Origin of the sequence: Halalkalibacter lacteus, from assembly GCF_036663595.1 — a bacterium.
Taxonomy (GTDB): domain Bacteria; phylum Bacillota; class Bacilli; order Bacillales; family Bacillaceae_D; genus Halalkalibacter; species Halalkalibacter lacteus.
Genome location: NZ_JAWRVL010000018.1, coordinates 25,350 through 41,567, shown reverse-complemented (window position 1 = coordinate 41,567; position 16,218 = coordinate 25,350). Strand labels below are relative to the sequence as shown.

Genomic DNA, 16,218 nt, shown 5'->3' with positions numbered 1-16,218 from the left:
TTTGAACATTCGTTTTTTGTGATCTGAATCACCTATTTACAGTTCCGTTTTTGCTACTCTTAAAGAAACCAACTTATTAATTTCTTGGAGGGATAGACTTGGAAAATCAACAATTGCATTGCGGGATGATAGGGAATGAAACAAGTGAACTTTGTTCACCACTGAAGCAGCTCAAATCTGAACACGGACCATTACGAAAGCAAATGGAAGAGCTTTATGAATATGCAGGTTCCATAGGAATAGGAAAAAGCAGGGTAACGACTGAATGGAAGACGCAGTTATTAGAGTTGCGAGAAAAAGTCATTCAATTTACAAATCATTTGGAGCCACATTCAGAAATGGAAGAGGGCATTTTGTTTCCGCTTATGGCTAACTATATCGGGCGTGACATTGGACCGATTGCGGTAATGGAATATGAACATGACCAGGCTAAAAGCAATTTAAATACATTCTTAGATATGACATCTACAGTAAAGGACAATTTAACTCGTCTAGAAGCAGAAAAAATAGCTGTTTTTGTATCTAATGCCTATTTGATCTTATCGGAGCACTTCATGAAAGAGGAAACAGTGTTATTCCCATTAGCAGAACAAACATTATCGACAGAGGAGAAAGAAGAACTTCGAGAGAGAATTGAAAAAAGTCGTAGATTGTGATCCATTGCCGCCTACTTTTTGAACACGCTATTATATAGTAGAAAGGAATCGATGTAATCTTGATTATGCAGTCACAGGGGATTATTTAGACGGTGAACCGTACTGTAACTACATTCCAAAACGTGAACGGGAAAGAGCCAACCAATAAAAAAGGTAGTTGCCAAAGGGTCTGACTCCGGCTGTACGCTAGGAGTCAGACCCTTTGGTGTTATCTGATTAAATCATGACTACAAGACTAATAATGAAAAACACAACTCCATTGATAATTTCAATGATCCCAATCTTCATTGGTTTCATTTGCTTTTTCCGAGACGTAAACCAGTCTTTTAGCACTCCTGGTAAATACGCAAACAAGAGCAAAGGGACTCCTAGTATCCAAGGAATCACTAAAAGAAGCACGTGATAAATGTGGGATGATCTCTTGAAACGTAAATTCTTTCGTTCGCGGATCAGTGATTTTACATAAAACGCACTACCCATAAAATATACTGTTATGAATAGCAGTAGGAACATAGCTTCATATTTGAGACTTCCTACACCAATGATATAAGTTGCAACGCCTCCTAATGCAAAAGTAATAATTCCACTTAAATTGTTCCATAGGCTCCGCTCGTTCAGTTTTTTAATAAAAAAGATATTTATTCCGAGTAAAGGCAAGAGAAATGCCCCAACCACAAATAAAAAGGGATACATCCAAAGCACAGGCACTAAAAAGATAATGGCGACAACCGAATAGTTAACAAGCCAAGGCATCATGTCTGCTTTTACGTTTCGGTTTCGTATGATGTTTAACAATGGAGTAGATGACAAAAAGAGAAAAAACCAACCAATCAAAAATGGAATATGAAATATAGTAGGCTCTGATAGAAACACTCCAAGCAAATAAGGTAAGAAAAACATCATCCATGTTCCATGTTCTTTTGGTAAAACCATTTTATGTTCCTCCAGACTGTAATTTAGTGTGGTGTAATTAAAACGATATGGTTATAGTCATTTCTGAGCATAGACATTCTCCTTTTCTATAATGAATACTATGACTATAAAAGATTTGATAAATCCTTACTGTTAAAAGTGTCACATTCACCACTTTGTCTATCTTTTTTGAAAAAGGTTAATGATTTTTATCAAGAACAACCGCGATACGTAAATGCTATTGAACACAAGGTGAATTGATTACTATTTAGAACCTTTTATCTGAAACGAAGTAAAACTAAATTCGCGTACTGTATAATGTAAAAAAATCGCTTTCTCATGACTAAAAGGATGTGATGATAATGAAGGAACGAGACACGAAAGCTAATGTGAAAGCCCAGTTTGGAAAGAATGCCAGTAACTATGTGACGAGTAAGACGCACGCAAAAGGGAATGATTTACGAAAATTAGTGGAAGTAGCAAACGTGAAAGGGGATGAATACGTCCTGGATATCGCAACAGGAGGAGGGCATGTAGCAAATGCGCTAGCACCTTTAGTTAGGGATGTTGTGGCACTCGACTTGACTACTGAGATTCTAGAGGCGGCTAAGAGTTTTATTGAATCGAATGGAAATTCAAATGTTGAATTTGTCCAAGGAGATGCGGAACAGCTTTCGTTTGATGATGAAAGTTTTGACATTATTACATGTCGGATTGCTGCTCATCACTTTCCTAATATCTCTGCTTTTGTCCGTGAAGCATTTCGAGTCATCAAAGCTGAAGGAACGCTATTATTAATAGATAATGTTGCACCAGAAAGAGATGACTTCGATCAATTTTATAATAAAATTGAAAAAGATCGAGATCATAGTCATCACCGGGCATGGAAAAAATCAGAGTGGTATCAAAAGTTAGAAGTGACTGGTTTTGAAATCGAGGAGTCTTACCGGTTTCAAAAGCATTTTCAGTTTAATACTTGGTGCCAAATGATGAATCTAGCTGAAGAAAAGAAAACCTATTTATCAAATGATATGATGCAATCAACGAAAGAGCATCAAGCTAAATTTAGAATTCAAGTAAGAGATGGGAAGGTTGACTCATTTATGGGTGAGGCGATTTTGATTAAAGCAACAAAACCTAGCTTATAACAAGACAACTCGAAAAAAAGCTAACTCAAAGGTATAACGAGTTAGCTTTTTGAATTTTATAAACCTTGTACGCTTTTCAAACCGATAACTCCTGTTGCATGTTAAAGATGATTTACTTTATCCTGTGAGAAAAAGACCATTTAGGACCCAAAATAGGGTACTACCCTATTTTCCTCCTTCTTTTCGGACAAAAGACATCTGTTGCCATTTCCGTCCTCGCCAACGCCAAAGCATTAGCAGGCCCCTGAGCCATTCATCCAAAATAAAGGCAATCCAAATCCCGATTAATCCTAAGCCGAAATAGATTCCTAGAGTATAAGAAATAGTAACGGCAACTCCCCACATTGAGAGAATCCCCATATAAACTGGAAAACGTACATCACCCGCAGCTCGCAAGGAATTGATGACAACAAGGTTAAAAGCTCTACCAGGCTCTAATATAATTGTAAGTAATAATAAAATGCTTCCGAGTGTAATAATGTCTTCGTTCGAAGTGAAAATAGAGAACAACGGTCGGCCTAATAAATAGAAAATAATAGCCATAAGAGTTGAGACGATGATCGCTATTTTTAAACTTCGTAAGCAACGTTTATAGGCTTCTGTTAGTTTATTTGCTCCAACCTGATGGCCAATTAATATTTGTGTACCTTGTCCAATTGCGATCGAAAAGAGCAAGATAAACATCATAATATTTTGAGCATACACTTTTGTTGTTAGTGCCTCTGTGCCCATCGTTGCAATAAAATACGTAATCACCAATTGAGACCCATTATAGGAAAGGTGTTCACCGGCTGTTGGAATTCCAATTTTTAATAATGATTTCACTTCGTACTTTGGAAATGTCCGTAAAAAAGAAAAAGGGAGATTTCCATTTACTCGCTTATAAAGCAGATAGAGTAGAACAATAACCCCGATTGAACGACTTATAACAGTCGCAATTGCAACCCCTGTTACTCCAAGAACTGGGAAGCCTAATGCTCCAAAAATTAATAAATAATTTCCAAATATATTAAGGATATTCATTCCAACCGTGACGTACATCGCATCTTTTGTAAAACCATGACTTCGAATAATGGCTCCGATTGTCATAATTACTGCTTGAACAAATGAGAAACCACCGACAATTCGCAAATAAACAACTGCACTGTCCATGAGTTCAGGAGGTAGATTCATCATTCGTAAAAAAGTTTCGCTAAAAAAGAAAAGAACAATACTTAACAACAGTCCAATGACTACATTAGCAATTAGTGAAACGACGGAAAATTGACTTGCCTTCGTTTCCTCATTTGCACCTAAATATTGCGCAATCAGAATACTCGTACCGGTTGCTATAAAGCCAAACATAACAATAATGACGACAATGATTTGATTGGCAACCCCAACAGCAGCTACAGCATCATCTGAATATTGACTAAGCATTAACGTATCTGCATTTCCCATTACCATATGAAGCATGATTTCAATAAAAATTGGCCATGTAATCGCAAAAAGAGTTAAATTGCGTTTTGTTTGTTTATTCGTTTGTATAACGCTCACTCCTTTTTTAGTGAGTATCAAAGTCCTCCAAAGAGGAGGAGTGATAGTCATTCTTTATGTTTCGTATCGTAATAATGAATTGAATGCGCTTTAAAAATGGAGTATGTATGTTGATATAGGCAATTACGAAATTAAACATACTAACAATTTAAAGCAATGTCAATCGTTTGCACATATAGAGAAATTTAGAGGTTGAAGGTGTGAGGAAATATCAAAATTCAACATTTTTTTTAAAAAAGTATTGTCAAGAATAGTTATGGGCCTTATAATGATGGTAACCAAGTGCAACCGTTTTCACCGAGGTGGAAATGATGAGGTTTTTTTTATACACCTCCATGCAAACGATTGCTCAAATCGGCGCCGATTTCATCTGGATACCTTTAATGACTTTGTGCAAGAACTTTTTCGGCTTTTAAAAAAGATGCAATAAGTTACTCGTTTTGGTAATGATAAGCAACGAAGGCTAAATCAAACAAACTTTTTAGGGGAATTCCATATTAAAAGCTTGTATTTTACTAAGGGGGTGAATGAGAATAACTGTTTACAGCAATTGATCTATTCATTACTTTAAATCACAAGGGGGAACAGATATTATGTTCAAAAAAACAAAGTTAGTAACATTATCATTATCGTTGTCATTAGCACTTGCAGCATGTGGCGGAGCGGATGAAGCACCAGAAGAAACTGGAGTTGGTGAAGGAGCAGTAGATTTCGAGATCGTTCCTGAAGAAGGCGCAGAATTATTATTGTGGAGTGACGGTGACGAACAGCTTAAATGGGCTGAATTGATGGCTGAGAAATTCGAAGAGGAATATGGTATTCCAGTACAAGTAGAGGAAGTAAACCAAGAAGATGCGCCAGAGCGTTTAGCGACAGATGGTCCTCAAGGATTAGCAGGTGATGTATTTGCTTCTACACATGACCGTATTGGCCGTGCGATCTCTGCCGGATTGGTTCTTGAAAACTTCTGGCCAGAACAATATGAAGAAGAGTTTATGGAAGCGGCTATTACTGCTACATCATTTGATGGAGAACTTTACGGATACCCATCTGGTATCGAAACGTATGCTCTATACTACAACACTGATTTAGTAGAGGAAGCGCCTGAGACAATGGACGAATTGTTTGAAGTAGCGAACGAAGTAACAGAAGGTAATCAGTATGGGTTTATGATGGAGCCTGAGAACCTTTACTTTACGTATGCATTCCTTGGTGGATATGGTGGGTATGTTTTCGGTGATGATGGTACAAATCCCAATGATATTGGTCTAAATAATGAAGGTTCTGTCCAAGGCGCAGAAGTATTGGTCCGAATTCGTGATGAGATTCTTCCTGGTATGGCTAATGAAGATATCACCTATGATGTTAGAACGGCACTATTTGAAGGAGGAGACTTAGCATTTGATATTAACGGTCCGTGGGCTGTCCGTGGATATGAAGATGCAGGAGTAAACTTCAATGTTGCGCCACTGCCATTACTTGACAATGGTGAAAACCCAACTAGTTTCTCAGGTACCCGTGGCTTCTATGTAAACGCATATACGGACTATCCAGATGCAGCTTCATTATTAGCTCAATTTATTACGAACGAAGAAAACTTGTTAGAGTCATATCAAATCACTGGTGCTTTGCCTCCGCGCTTAGCGTTAGTCGATCATGAAGATATTCAAAGCAATGAAATTGCAGTTGGTTTCTTGGAACAAGCAACACATGCTCATCCAATGCCAAACATTCCAGAAATGCCTCTTGTTTGGGATCCAATGGCAGCGGCATTTACAGAAATTTGGAATCGTGATGTTGATATTCAAGAAGCGTTAGATCGAGCAGTGAACACGATCGAAAAGGCAATTCAAGAGCAACAGCAATAAGGGATTACGTTTTAAAGAGCAGGGTGTTATTTACTCAATGAATGATCTTCTATAAAAATATAGAAAAATTAATGGAGCAGTGAGTGTGGTCTATAGGAAAATCCCCCTAAACCACCTCACTGATTATCCATTGTACATGAAGTCATGTGCTGAATATGAAGCTTACTATTCCAGTTGAAGGGGGAATATTTGTGTCAACAAATCTAGAATCTCAAGCGTCACATAAAGATAAAAGCCATAGCAAAATAGCTGCTTTGCTGTCTGTTCTCTTTATGGGACTTGGACAAATTTATAACAAGCAATATTGGAAGGGTATTAGTTGGGCCTTGTTTGAGCTCATCATTTTAATTTTCTTTATTAAACCAATTATGAGTGGTTTACATGGGCTAATTACACTCGGTGAAACGCCTCAAGTAAGACAAAGAGGGCGTATCGTTGATCCCGGTGACCATTCGATCTTATTAATGGCTGAAGGGCTTATGTTACTGATCGTTTTGATAGCGATCGTAGGTCTTTATTATTTAAGTGTTCGTGATGCTTACCTTGTTGGAAAGATGCGTGAGCAAGGGCAAAGAATTATGAACTTCAAAGAATCGGTTCGTAATATCTGGGATAACGGGTATGCCTATATCTTGATCACACCTACCGCTATTTGTATGATCTTGTTAACGGTATTTCCACTTGTTTTTACTGCATTGATTGCTTTTACGAACTTTTCTTCCCCGAACTATTTGCCGCCAAGGGCGTTAGTTGATTGGGTTGGAATTGAGCAATTTGTTCGTTTGTTCACGATGGAATCCTGGAGAGGGACATTCCTTGGTGTTTTCTCGTGGACGGTTATCTGGGCGATATCATCTACACTGATCGTTGTGTTTGCCGGACTTTTTGTCGCCGTTGTGTTATCACAAAAAGTCGTGAAATATACAAAGTTTTGGAGAAATATTTACATTATCCCTTGGGCTGTGCCTGGGTTTGTCAGTATTCTTATTTTTCGAAATATGTACAATGGTCAATTTGGAGTTATTAATGATATGTTACGTTCGGTTGGATTGAATCCAATCCCGTGGTTATCAGACCCAACATGGGCGAAAGTAGCCGTACTAATGACAAACCTATGGTTAGGTTTTCCGTTTTGGATGGCCTTATTTACTGCAGTACTGACGACCATTAGTAAAGAATTATATGAAGCGGCTGAAGTAGATGGAGCAACAATTGTTCAACAGTTCCGCAACATCACATTCCCGATTGTTATGGTAGCTGCCGTTCCATTAATGGTCTTTACCTTCGCATTTAACTTTAACCAGTTAACATTTATTTATTTAATGACAGAAGGTGGACCGATGAACGCTAATTACAACTACGCAGGTCATACGGACATTTTATTATCATGGATATTCAAAATGACATTAGATAATGGACAATATGCCATTGCTTCTGCTGTTGCCTTAGTGGTCTTTCTTCTCATTGCAGGATTTGCGTATTTCAATTTACGAAATACAAAATCGATGAAAGGGGAGGCGTAATAGAACATGATTAGTCCTAAAGGAAAAAGAGCAATAAACTTCTTTATTGTATATAGTATTTTGGTTGCGTTAGTAATCATTTGTTTGTTCCCTGTTTATTTTATATTTATTGGGTCAGTTAACCCTGGGTCATCTTTGCATTCATCGCAAATATTTCCAAGCCCTGCTGATTGGAATTGGGGACATTATAAGGCCTTATTTGCAGAACATGATTATTTAACATGGTATAAAAACACGATGTTCATTGCTATATCAAATATGCTCATTTCGACGACATTCGGAGTTTTCTCTGGGTACGCTTTTTCGAAATTTAGGTTTGCAGGGAAGAAGCAAGGTTTGATGGCGATCATCATTTTACAAATGTTCCCAACGATTATGGGGATGATTGCGATCTATACGTTACTTGGAGCATTCGGTCTTTTGGATACTCATCTTGGCTATATTTTAGTATTAGCTGCCGGGAGTGTGGCCTTTAACACATGGATTGTCAAAGGATTCTTTGATGGAATTCCAAATAGTTTAATGGAAGCTGCTCGTATCGATGGAGCATCTAATACAGACATTTTTGTTAAAGTCATGCTTCCGCTAGCTACGCCAATTATTGCATTTGTTGCGTTTAATAGTTTCATTGGAGCGAGTATGGACTTTATTATGGCGGAAGTTATATTACGATCTAGTAGTAACTGGACGTTGGCACAAGGCTTGTTTACATTAGTATCAGGACAAGCAAATAACAACTTCACCGTATTCGCAGCCGGAGCCGTTCTCATTTCAGTCCCACTAATGGTGTTGTTCTTTGTATTCCAACGCTTTATAGTAGAAGGACTAACGGCTGGTGCTGAAAAAGGGTAACTGTTAGCAAAGTAGGTGGTTCTCTTGTTTAAAAAGTTTAAAGTACTTTCTATTATTTTATTAGTACTTGCCATTGGCTTGTTTTTATACTCTGCCTTGTTACTATGGATCGTAACAACATCATAAGATTCAGCCTTTGAGCGAGGATAAAATCAAGGGTCTGATCCCCTAAAAACTAGTCGGGGTCAGACCCTTCTCAGTTATTTATAGAAACTAAAACATATATTGATTGTCTAAAGTGTGTGTAAGAGCTAAAATAAAGAGAAACAAAAGAGGCAGGAGGTGGATACCGATGGCGGTCACCATAAAAGATGTCGCTAAACGGGCCAACGTAGCACCGTCGACGGTATCTCGAGTTATTGCAAATAGCTCTCGTATTAGTGAAAAAACGAAAGAACGTGTCAGGGAAGCGATGAAGGAATTAGGCTACCATCCAAATTTCAATGCTAGAAGTCTAGCAAATAAAAGTACGAGTACGTTAGGAATTGTCATGCCTAACTCAGCTAAAATTGCCTTTCAAAACCCGTTCTTCCCGGAAGTTATTCGTGGGATTAGTGCAAAGGCTTATCAAGAGGGATACGGACTTTATTTAACAACTGGACAAACGGAAGATGAAATTCTTGAAGAAGTTAAGCAAATGGTATATGGAGGACGGGTAGATGGAGTAGTACTTCTCTATTCAAGAGTTAAAGATAAGATCATGCCATTTTTAATTGAACAAGATTTTCCGTTTGCACTAATTGGTAGACCATATAATATGGATGAAGATCAAGTTACGTATGTTAATAATGATAATTATAAAGCAGCGAAAACAGTAACAGAGTATTTGATGTTGTTAGGTCACGAGCGAATCGGGTTTATTGGCGGGAATCTAGATTATGTCGTAACGGTTGACCATATGAAAGGGTATGAGCAAGCATTAAACAACGCCCATATACCAATTCGACAAGATTACGTTGTTCACCATGAGGAAGTAAAAGAAGGTGGACAAGATGCAGTCATTGAGCTGATGTCGATTGAAGATCGTCCTACGGCTCTTATTGTTGCTGATGATATTATGACATTTGGAGTGTTACGAATGCTGGCGGATATGAATGTAAAAGTTCCGCAAGATATTTCGATTGTCAGTTTTAATAATGTAATGATATCAGAACTATCGTCACCGACCATGACAACCGTCGATATTCATATATATGATTTAGGCTTTGAAGCGACGAAATGTCTAATTAATAAAATTGCTGATCCTGATTTTGGTGAAAAAAAGGTAATTGTTCCTCATAGGCTAATTAAGAGGGAATCATGCAAATAGTGGAGGAGCTTATTTAGGCTCCTTTTTCAGTTGTTTTTACAAGAGAATCTAAGACTACGGGTAAGAAGGGGGAATCAAATAATGAAGACATGGTGGAAAGAAGCAGTTGTATATCAAGTTTATTGGCGGAGTTTCTTTGATACAAACGGAGATGGTTATGGTGATTTAGAAGGGGTTATTGAGAAGCTTGATTACATAGATGAGCTTGGCGTTGATGTTATTTGGTTAAATCCATGCTACGAATCTCCTGATTTTGATAACGGTTATGATATTTCAGATTACAATAGCGTTATGGAAAAAGCAGGAAATTTGGAAACGTGGGAACGCCTTTTAAATGAAGTTCATAAACGAGGCATGAAGCTGATTATGGACCTCGTTGTGAATCATACGTCAAATCAGCACCCTTGGTTTTTGGAATCAAGCTCTTCTAAGGAAAACCCGAAACGTGATTACTATATTTGGAAGGACCCTAAAAATGGAAAAGAGCCAAATAACTGGCGCTCTTATTTCGCTCCGTCTGTTTGGGAGTATGATGAAAAAACTAGTCAGTACTATATGCATTCTTTTGCTGTTGAGCAGCCTGATTTAAACTGGGAGAACGAAGAAGTTCGGCAAGAAATTTATAAAATGATGCGTTTTTGGCTTGATAAGGGCATAGATGGATTTCGTTTAGATGTCATTAATTTACTTGCCAAATTAGAAGGATTTCCAAGTGTAGAAAATCCAAACGATATCAATTATCTAGGTAACAATCCTGGTATTCATGAATACTTACATGAGATGAACCGTGAAGTCCTGCAGCACTATGACATTATGACGGTTGGTGAGATCCCGTTTGTCACACCAGAAGATGGTTTGCTTTATGTTGGGGAAGATCGCCAAGAGCTCCATACATTGTTCCATTTTGAGGTCGCTGATGATATGCCTACATGGGATATGACGCGCTTCAAGGAAATCCAAACACGCTGGTATGAAGGATTAAAAGGGAAAGGAACAAACTCGCAGTTTATGAACAATCATGATCATACTCGTCAGGTGACTCGCTATGGCAATGACGGAGAATACCGAGTAGAATCAGCAAAATTATTAGCCACAATGATTCATACACTTCCAGGAATTCCGTATGTCTATCAAGGAGAAGAAATCGGTATGACTGGTGTTCATTTTGAATCAATTGATGATTACAATGATATCGCGATGAGAAATAAGTACAAAGAAGAAGTGGATAAAGGGCGGGATCCACAAGAAGTATTTGAAAGCTTATTATTGTTAAGCCGTGACAACTCCCGTACGCCCATTCAGTGGGATGATACAGACCAAGCTGGTTTTACAACGGGAGTTCCTTGGATTAAAGTGAATCCAAACTATAGAGACATTAATGTTAAACAAGCACTGGCTGATCCAGATTCGGTGTTTTATTATTATAAAAAACTGATTTCTATACGGAAAGAAAATCCTGTGATGATCTACGGGGACTATAAGGATCTTTCTGAAAAAGATGAAAGCGTATATGTTTACACGCGTAGTTATGAAGGGATTACTTGGTTAGTTATACTAAATCACTCGGATGAGAAGCATAGTTTTTCATTAGATAAGGAAAATGATGATGCGGGTAAAAAGCTTATTATCGCTAACTATGAAGATGTAACTGGAGAAGAGTCGATTCAAAGAACAGTACTTCGTCCTCATGAAGCGCGAATTTACCAAATATAAGAGTGCTATAAAGGGTTATTTAGGCTCCTTGTATCATGGACATACCAACATTTTTGGAGATGCACTGGAAAATCTAAAACCAACCTTAAAGAGATCCTCGAGGAAGTGGCAATGGCTCCGATCGTTACTTAGGTGCTCCTGAAAAAGGTGAAAACCAACCTTTTTCAGGAGCATCTTTTTTTGGAGGTTTCTCTTTTTAGTTTAGAATTAAATATCTTGGGATAAACTTTGAGGAGTTTAGTTACTTATCGAAGAGGCTTCTTTTTCATAAAACTAATTTAATGCAAACGATTGCATAATGTTAATAATTATGATATCTTAAAAATATACAAGGGGGAAGACAATATGAAAAAAAAATGGTGGAAAGAAGCAGTTGCGTATCAAATTTATCCACGTAGTTTTATGGATTCAAATGGAGATGGAATTGGTGATATTCAAGGAGTGATTTCAAAACTTGATTACTTAAAAGATCTAGGAATCGATGTTATTTGGATTTGTCCGATCTTTAGTTCACCAAATGATGATAACGGTTATGATATAAGTGATTACAAAGGAATCATGGAGGATTTCGGTACGATGGCTGACTTTGATCAGCTACTCGAGGAAGTGCACAATCGAGACATGAAATTAATTTTGGACCTTGTGATTAATCATACATCTGATGAGCATCCTTGGTTTATTGAGTCGCGTTCTTCAAAAGAGAATCCGTATAGAGACTATTATATTTGGCATCCAGGGAAAAAAGGAAAAGAGTCGAACAACTGGGAATCGATCTTTGGTGGTTCGGCTTGGGAATATGATGAGAAAACAAAAGAATATTTCATGCACGTATTCTCGCGCAAACAACCTGATTTAAACTGGGAAAATCCAAAGGTTCGTAACGATTTATACGAAATGGTTAATTGGTGGTTAGATAAAGGAATTGATGGATTCCGTGTTGATGCGATTTCTCACATCAAAAAGGTTGCTGGTTTTCCTGATTTACCGAATCCAAAGAAAAAGAAGTATGTACCATCACTTGACGGTCATATGAATCAAGAGGGGATTCATGTTTTTCTTGAAGAGCTTAAGCGTGAAACGTTTGATAAATATGATGTTATGACTGTTGGTGAAGCCAATGGAGTAAAGGTCCACCAAGCGGAAGAATGGGTTGGAGAAGAAGAAGGTTGTTTCAATATGATTTTCCAATTTGAGCACTTAGACCTTTGGGGGAAAAGTACAAGTGGGGGCTTAGATCTTGCAGCCTTGAAAAAAACGTTTACGAGATGGCAAAAGGGTCTTGATGGGATGGGATGGAACGCATTGTTCCTAGAAAACCATGACCAGCCTCGTTCGGTTTCGACTTGGGGAAACAGTGAGGAATACCGTGACAAATCAGCCAAAGCCTTAGCTACGATGTACTTTCTCATGCAAGGAACACCATTTATTTATCAAGGACAAGAAATAGGCATGACGAATGTGAAATTTTCTTCAATAGATGATTACAATGATGTGGCAATTAAAAATTTGTATCGCAATGAAAGAGCAGAGGGGAAATCTCATCAAGAAATCATGGAGATCATTTGGAAAAATGGGCGGGATAATTCAAGAACACCAATGCAGTGGAACGATGAAGAAAATGCCGGTTTCACGACAGGAACGCCATGGTTAAAGATGAACCCGAATTATACTGACATTAATGTTGAACAATCGATAGAAGATTCTCATTCGATTTATCATTATTATAAGAAGCTTATTCAACTTAGAAAAGAGCTATCTGTCCTTATTTACGGAAGCTATGATCTTGTATTGGAAGAAGATGAAAAAATTTATGCTTATACGAGAACGTTAGACGACGAAGTGGTATTAGTCATAACGAATCTTTTTGCAGAGGAAGCCAAGTTTGTATTGCCATCTAAATTAAAAGGGAAAACGACTGAGTTACTTATTAGTAACTATGAATTGATTTCAGAAGACAAAATTCATGAATTGCAGTTACAGCCATATGAAGCAAGAGTTTATAAACTAAAGTAATGTATTACAATTTTGTGCAATCGGTTGTCTTATGGAATTGAAACTTCGTCCTTGTACAGTCAGAGGGTGTCTCAAAGGTTTAGAACCTTTGAGACACCCTTTTTAAATCATTGCTAAAAACGTATAGTAAACGGGATATATGAACTTAAATGAGCAATAAAAAACTAAGTAATCAGGGCTATACCAGCGATGGAAAAAACACATTGAAAAAATGTAGTAATTTAAAATTAGACAAAAAACATCAAAAAATTAATGCAAACGATTGCTCGAGGAGTATTTCTATGATATTTTATTAGTAGATAAGGAGGAACGAACATGAATAAAACATGGTGGAAAGAAGCAGTAGCTTATTAAATTTATCCTCGTAGCTTTATGGATTCTAATGGAGACGGGATTGGTGATAGAGAAGGAGTCATTTCAAAACTAGATTACTTGAAAGCGCTTGGAATAGATGTTATTTGGATTTGTCCGATCTATAATTCGCCTAACGATGCTAACGGTTTCGACATAAGTGATTTTAAAGGAATCATGTCGGATTTTGGGACAATGAGGAATTTTGATCAACTGTGTAAATAAGTACATAAGCTTTAGCTTCCATGTATTTTCTCATGCAGGGAACATCATTTATTTATCAAGGGCGAGAAATAGGGATGACAATGTACAGTTTTCTTCAATTGATGATTATAATGATGTCGCGATCAAGAATTTGTATCGATATGAAAGAGCAGATGGGAAGTCACATCAAGAAATTATGGAGATCATTTGGAAAAATGGGCGAGATAATTCAAGAACACCTATGCAGTGGTTTGATGAAGAATATGCTGGATTCACTACAGGAACACCATGGTTATAAAACAAACCCTAATTTTATTTATATCAAAAGAGTTATCTATTAGTAACTACGAAGTCAACACAGAAATAGAAATGGATAAGCTAGTATTAAAACCATATGAAGCAAGACTATACAAAATAAAATAATTTTTTACCATTCTGTGCAAACGATTGCCCGGAAGGTGAAAAGCGCTAAATATAGGAGGAAAATAGGATGAAAATCACATCGTTTGATTTTTGGCAGAAATTTGGTAAGGCTTTAATCGTAGTAGTAGCGGTTATGCCGGCAGCGGGGATTATGATTTCCCTTGGTAAAATGATCGCAATGTTTGAAATGGATTTGGCTTTAGTTCAAACGAGCGCTGTCATCATCGAAGAGCTTGGTTGGGCAATCATTAGTAATATGCATATTTTATTCGCAGTCGCGATTGGGGGCTCGTGGGCAAAGGAACGTGCTGGTGGAGCTTTTGCTGCTTTAATTGCTTTTATTCTAATCAATCGTGTAACTGGGGCTATTTTTGGGGTTAATAACAGTATGTTGCAAGATCCTGAAGCGACAGCTACTTCTCTTTTTGGTAGTGAATTAATTGTTCAAGATTTCTTCACCGATGTTCTTGGGGCACCGGCTTTAAATATGGGTGTATTTATCGGAATTATTTCGGGCTTTTTAGGTGCTGTTATCTTTAACAAATTTTATAATTATGATAAATTACCACAAGCTTTATCATTTTTTAATGGGAAACGTTTTGTTCCATTTGTCGTTATTTTGTGGTCAATTGTTACCGCTGTAGTTCTTTCTTTAATCTGGCCCGTTATACAAGGGAGTTTAAATGATTTTGGACGCTGGGTGGCCACATCTAGAGACACTGCTCCGTTTCTAGCACCATTTATCTATGGCGCTGTAGAACGTCTATTGCTTCCGTTCGGTTTGCACCATATGTTAACGATTCCAATGAATTTTACAAACCTTGGTGGCACTTATACGATTTTAACGGGAACGAATGCTGGACAGACAGTTGCTGGGCAAGATCCTCTATGGTTTGCGTGGATTGCTGACTTGAATAACCTAAGAGCTGCTGGTGATCTTGCAACTTATAGTCAATTAGTAAATGATGTGACTCCTTCACGTTTTAAAGTGGGTCAAATGATTCTTTCGACGGCTGCTTTAATGGGTATTGCCATAGCGATGTACCGAAATGTCGATCCTGATAAGCGAACAAAATATAAATCAATGTTCTTTTCTGCTGGGTTGGCGGTATTTTTAACTGGAGTAACTGAACCAATTGAATTTATGTTTATGTTTGTTGCACCTGTTCTTTATATCGTATATGCGATTATGACTGGGTTTGCTTTTGCGGTTGTTGATCTTGTTGATATTCGTCTTTCCTCTATGGGGATGTTGGAACTATTAACGCGTACTCCGATGGTTATTAAAGCCGGGTTATGGTTAGATTTTATTTTCTTTATTGGAGCTTGCTTGGTATTTTTTGTTTTAAACTTTGCAGTGGCTAATTTCATGATCAAAAAGTTTAAATTTGCGACTCCTGGACGTTTAGGAAATTATATTGAAGAAAGTAATGAAAAAGATGGTAAAGCTGGAGCAAACGAAAATGATGGCTCTTTGGCAAATTCAATTATTGCTTTATTAGGTGGTCGAGAAAATATTGAAGAAGTAGATGCATGTATGACTAGACTTCGCGTGACAATAAAAGATGTGAATGCTGTTGCTTCTGAACAAGAATGGAAGAGAAATGGAGCATTGGGATTAATTGTTAAAGGGAAGGGTGTACAAGCCATTTACGGACCGAAAGCGGATATTCTTAAATCAGATATTCAAGACCGAATAGGAGCGTAGCA

The 16,218-nt window shown here is 37.5% G+C and carries 11 protein-coding genes and 2 pseudogenes; 11 read left to right on the top strand and 2 right to left on the bottom strand.

Annotation, left to right across the window (positions count from 1 at the left end):
- Positions 1–98: 98 nt before the first annotated feature.
- Positions 99–656: a hemerythrin domain-containing protein gene (locus SAZ04_RS13825; protein WP_332696082.1), complete on the top strand. Its 558-nt coding sequence runs from the start codon at positions 99–101 to the stop codon at positions 654–656.
- Positions 657–872: 216 nt separating this feature from the next.
- Here the strand turns inward: SAZ04_RS13825 and SAZ04_RS13820 are convergent, their stop codons facing one another.
- Complete coding sequence (locus SAZ04_RS13820) at positions 873–1,589, bottom strand: YwiC-like family protein (protein WP_332696080.1); 717 nt, start codon at positions 1,587–1,589, stop codon at positions 873–875.
- A 341-nt stretch (positions 1,590–1,930) separates the two neighbouring features.
- Here SAZ04_RS13820 and SAZ04_RS13815 point away from each other — a divergent pair, with 341 nt between their 5' ends.
- The gene (locus tag SAZ04_RS13815; protein ID WP_332696078.1) at positions 1,931–2,716 is read left to right on the top strand and encodes a class I SAM-dependent methyltransferase; all 786 of its coding nucleotides are present in this window, start codon (positions 1,931–1,933) and stop codon (positions 2,714–2,716) included.
- A 165-nt stretch (positions 2,717–2,881) separates the two neighbouring features.
- Here SAZ04_RS13815 and SAZ04_RS13810 read toward each other — a convergent pair whose 3' ends face one another.
- Positions 2,882–4,273: an MATE family efflux transporter gene (locus tag SAZ04_RS13810; RefSeq protein ID WP_332696076.1), complete on the bottom strand. Its 1,392-nt coding sequence runs from the start codon at positions 4,271–4,273 to the stop codon at positions 2,882–2,884.
- A gap of 572 nt (positions 4,274–4,845) precedes the next feature.
- Here SAZ04_RS13810 and SAZ04_RS13805 point away from each other — a divergent pair.
- The 9 genes and pseudogenes from SAZ04_RS13805 to SAZ04_RS13770 all read left to right on the top strand — a co-directional run bounded on the left by SAZ04_RS13805 (position 4,846) and on the right by SAZ04_RS13770 (position 16,216).
- The gene (locus SAZ04_RS13805; protein WP_332696074.1) at positions 4,846–6,120 is read left to right on the top strand and encodes a sugar ABC transporter substrate-binding protein; all 1,275 of its coding nucleotides are present in this window, start codon (positions 4,846–4,848) and stop codon (positions 6,118–6,120) included.
- A 191-nt stretch (positions 6,121–6,311) separates the two neighbouring features.
- Positions 6,312–7,643 (top strand): carbohydrate ABC transporter permease, encoded by a 1,332-nt coding sequence (locus tag SAZ04_RS13800; RefSeq protein WP_332696072.1) that lies wholly within the window; start codon positions 6,312–6,314, stop codon positions 7,641–7,643.
- Positions 7,644–7,649: 6 nt separating this feature from the next.
- Complete coding sequence (locus SAZ04_RS13795; RefSeq protein ID WP_332696070.1) at positions 7,650–8,495, top strand: sugar ABC transporter permease; 846 nt, start codon at positions 7,650–7,652, stop codon at positions 8,493–8,495.
- A gap of 292 nt (positions 8,496–8,787) precedes the next feature.
- A complete protein-coding gene (locus SAZ04_RS13790) occupies positions 8,788–9,804 on the top strand; it encodes a LacI family DNA-binding transcriptional regulator (protein ID WP_332696068.1) in 1,017 nt (338 codons plus the stop codon).
- 78 nt (positions 9,805–9,882) lie between these two features.
- Positions 9,883–11,517, top strand: coding sequence for a glycoside hydrolase family 13 protein (locus tag SAZ04_RS13785; RefSeq protein WP_332696166.1), 1,635 nt, complete (start codon positions 9,883–9,885; stop codon positions 11,515–11,517).
- Positions 11,518–11,862: 345 nt separating this feature from the next.
- Positions 11,863–13,530: a glycoside hydrolase family 13 protein gene (locus SAZ04_RS13780; protein ID WP_332696066.1), complete on the top strand. Its 1,668-nt coding sequence runs from the start codon at positions 11,863–11,865 to the stop codon at positions 13,528–13,530.
- A gap of 372 nt (positions 13,531–13,902) precedes the next feature.
- Positions 13,903–14,097 (top strand): annotated as a pseudogene (locus SAZ04_RS23480) (alpha-amylase family glycosyl hydrolase); the annotation flags it as partial.
- Between the two features lie 17 nt (positions 14,098–14,114).
- Positions 14,115–14,380: pseudogene (locus SAZ04_RS23475) on the top strand (alpha-amylase family glycosyl hydrolase); the annotation flags it as partial.
- 195 nt (positions 14,381–14,575) lie between these two features.
- Entirely contained in the window at positions 14,576–16,216 is a 1,641-nt protein-coding gene (locus tag SAZ04_RS13770; protein ID WP_332696064.1) for a PTS transporter subunit IIBC, read from the top strand.
- Positions 16,217–16,218 lie beyond the last annotated feature (2 nt).

Excerpts from the sequence above, each read along its gene's own strand:
- SAZ04_RS13805 (WP_332696074.1), top strand. The coding sequence starts at position 4,846 with ATGTTCAAAAAAACAAAGTTAGTAACATTATCATTATCGTTGTCATTA.
- SAZ04_RS13820 (WP_332696080.1), bottom strand. The coding sequence starts at position 1,589 with ATGGTTTTACCAAAAGAACATGGAACATGGATGATGTTTTTCTTACCT.
- SAZ04_RS13790 (WP_332696068.1), top strand. The coding sequence starts at position 8,788 with ATGGCGGTCACCATAAAAGATGTCGCTAAACGGGCCAACGTAGCACCG.
- SAZ04_RS13815 (WP_332696078.1), top strand. The coding sequence starts at position 1,931 with ATGAAGGAACGAGACACGAAAGCTAATGTGAAAGCCCAGTTTGGAAAG.
- SAZ04_RS13795 (WP_332696070.1), top strand. The coding sequence starts at position 7,650 with ATGATTAGTCCTAAAGGAAAAAGAGCAATAAACTTCTTTATTGTATAT.
- SAZ04_RS13780 (WP_332696066.1), top strand. The coding sequence starts at position 11,863 with ATGAAAAAAAAATGGTGGAAAGAAGCAGTTGCGTATCAAATTTATCCA.
- SAZ04_RS13770 (WP_332696064.1), top strand. The coding sequence starts at position 14,576 with ATGAAAATCACATCGTTTGATTTTTGGCAGAAATTTGGTAAGGCTTTA.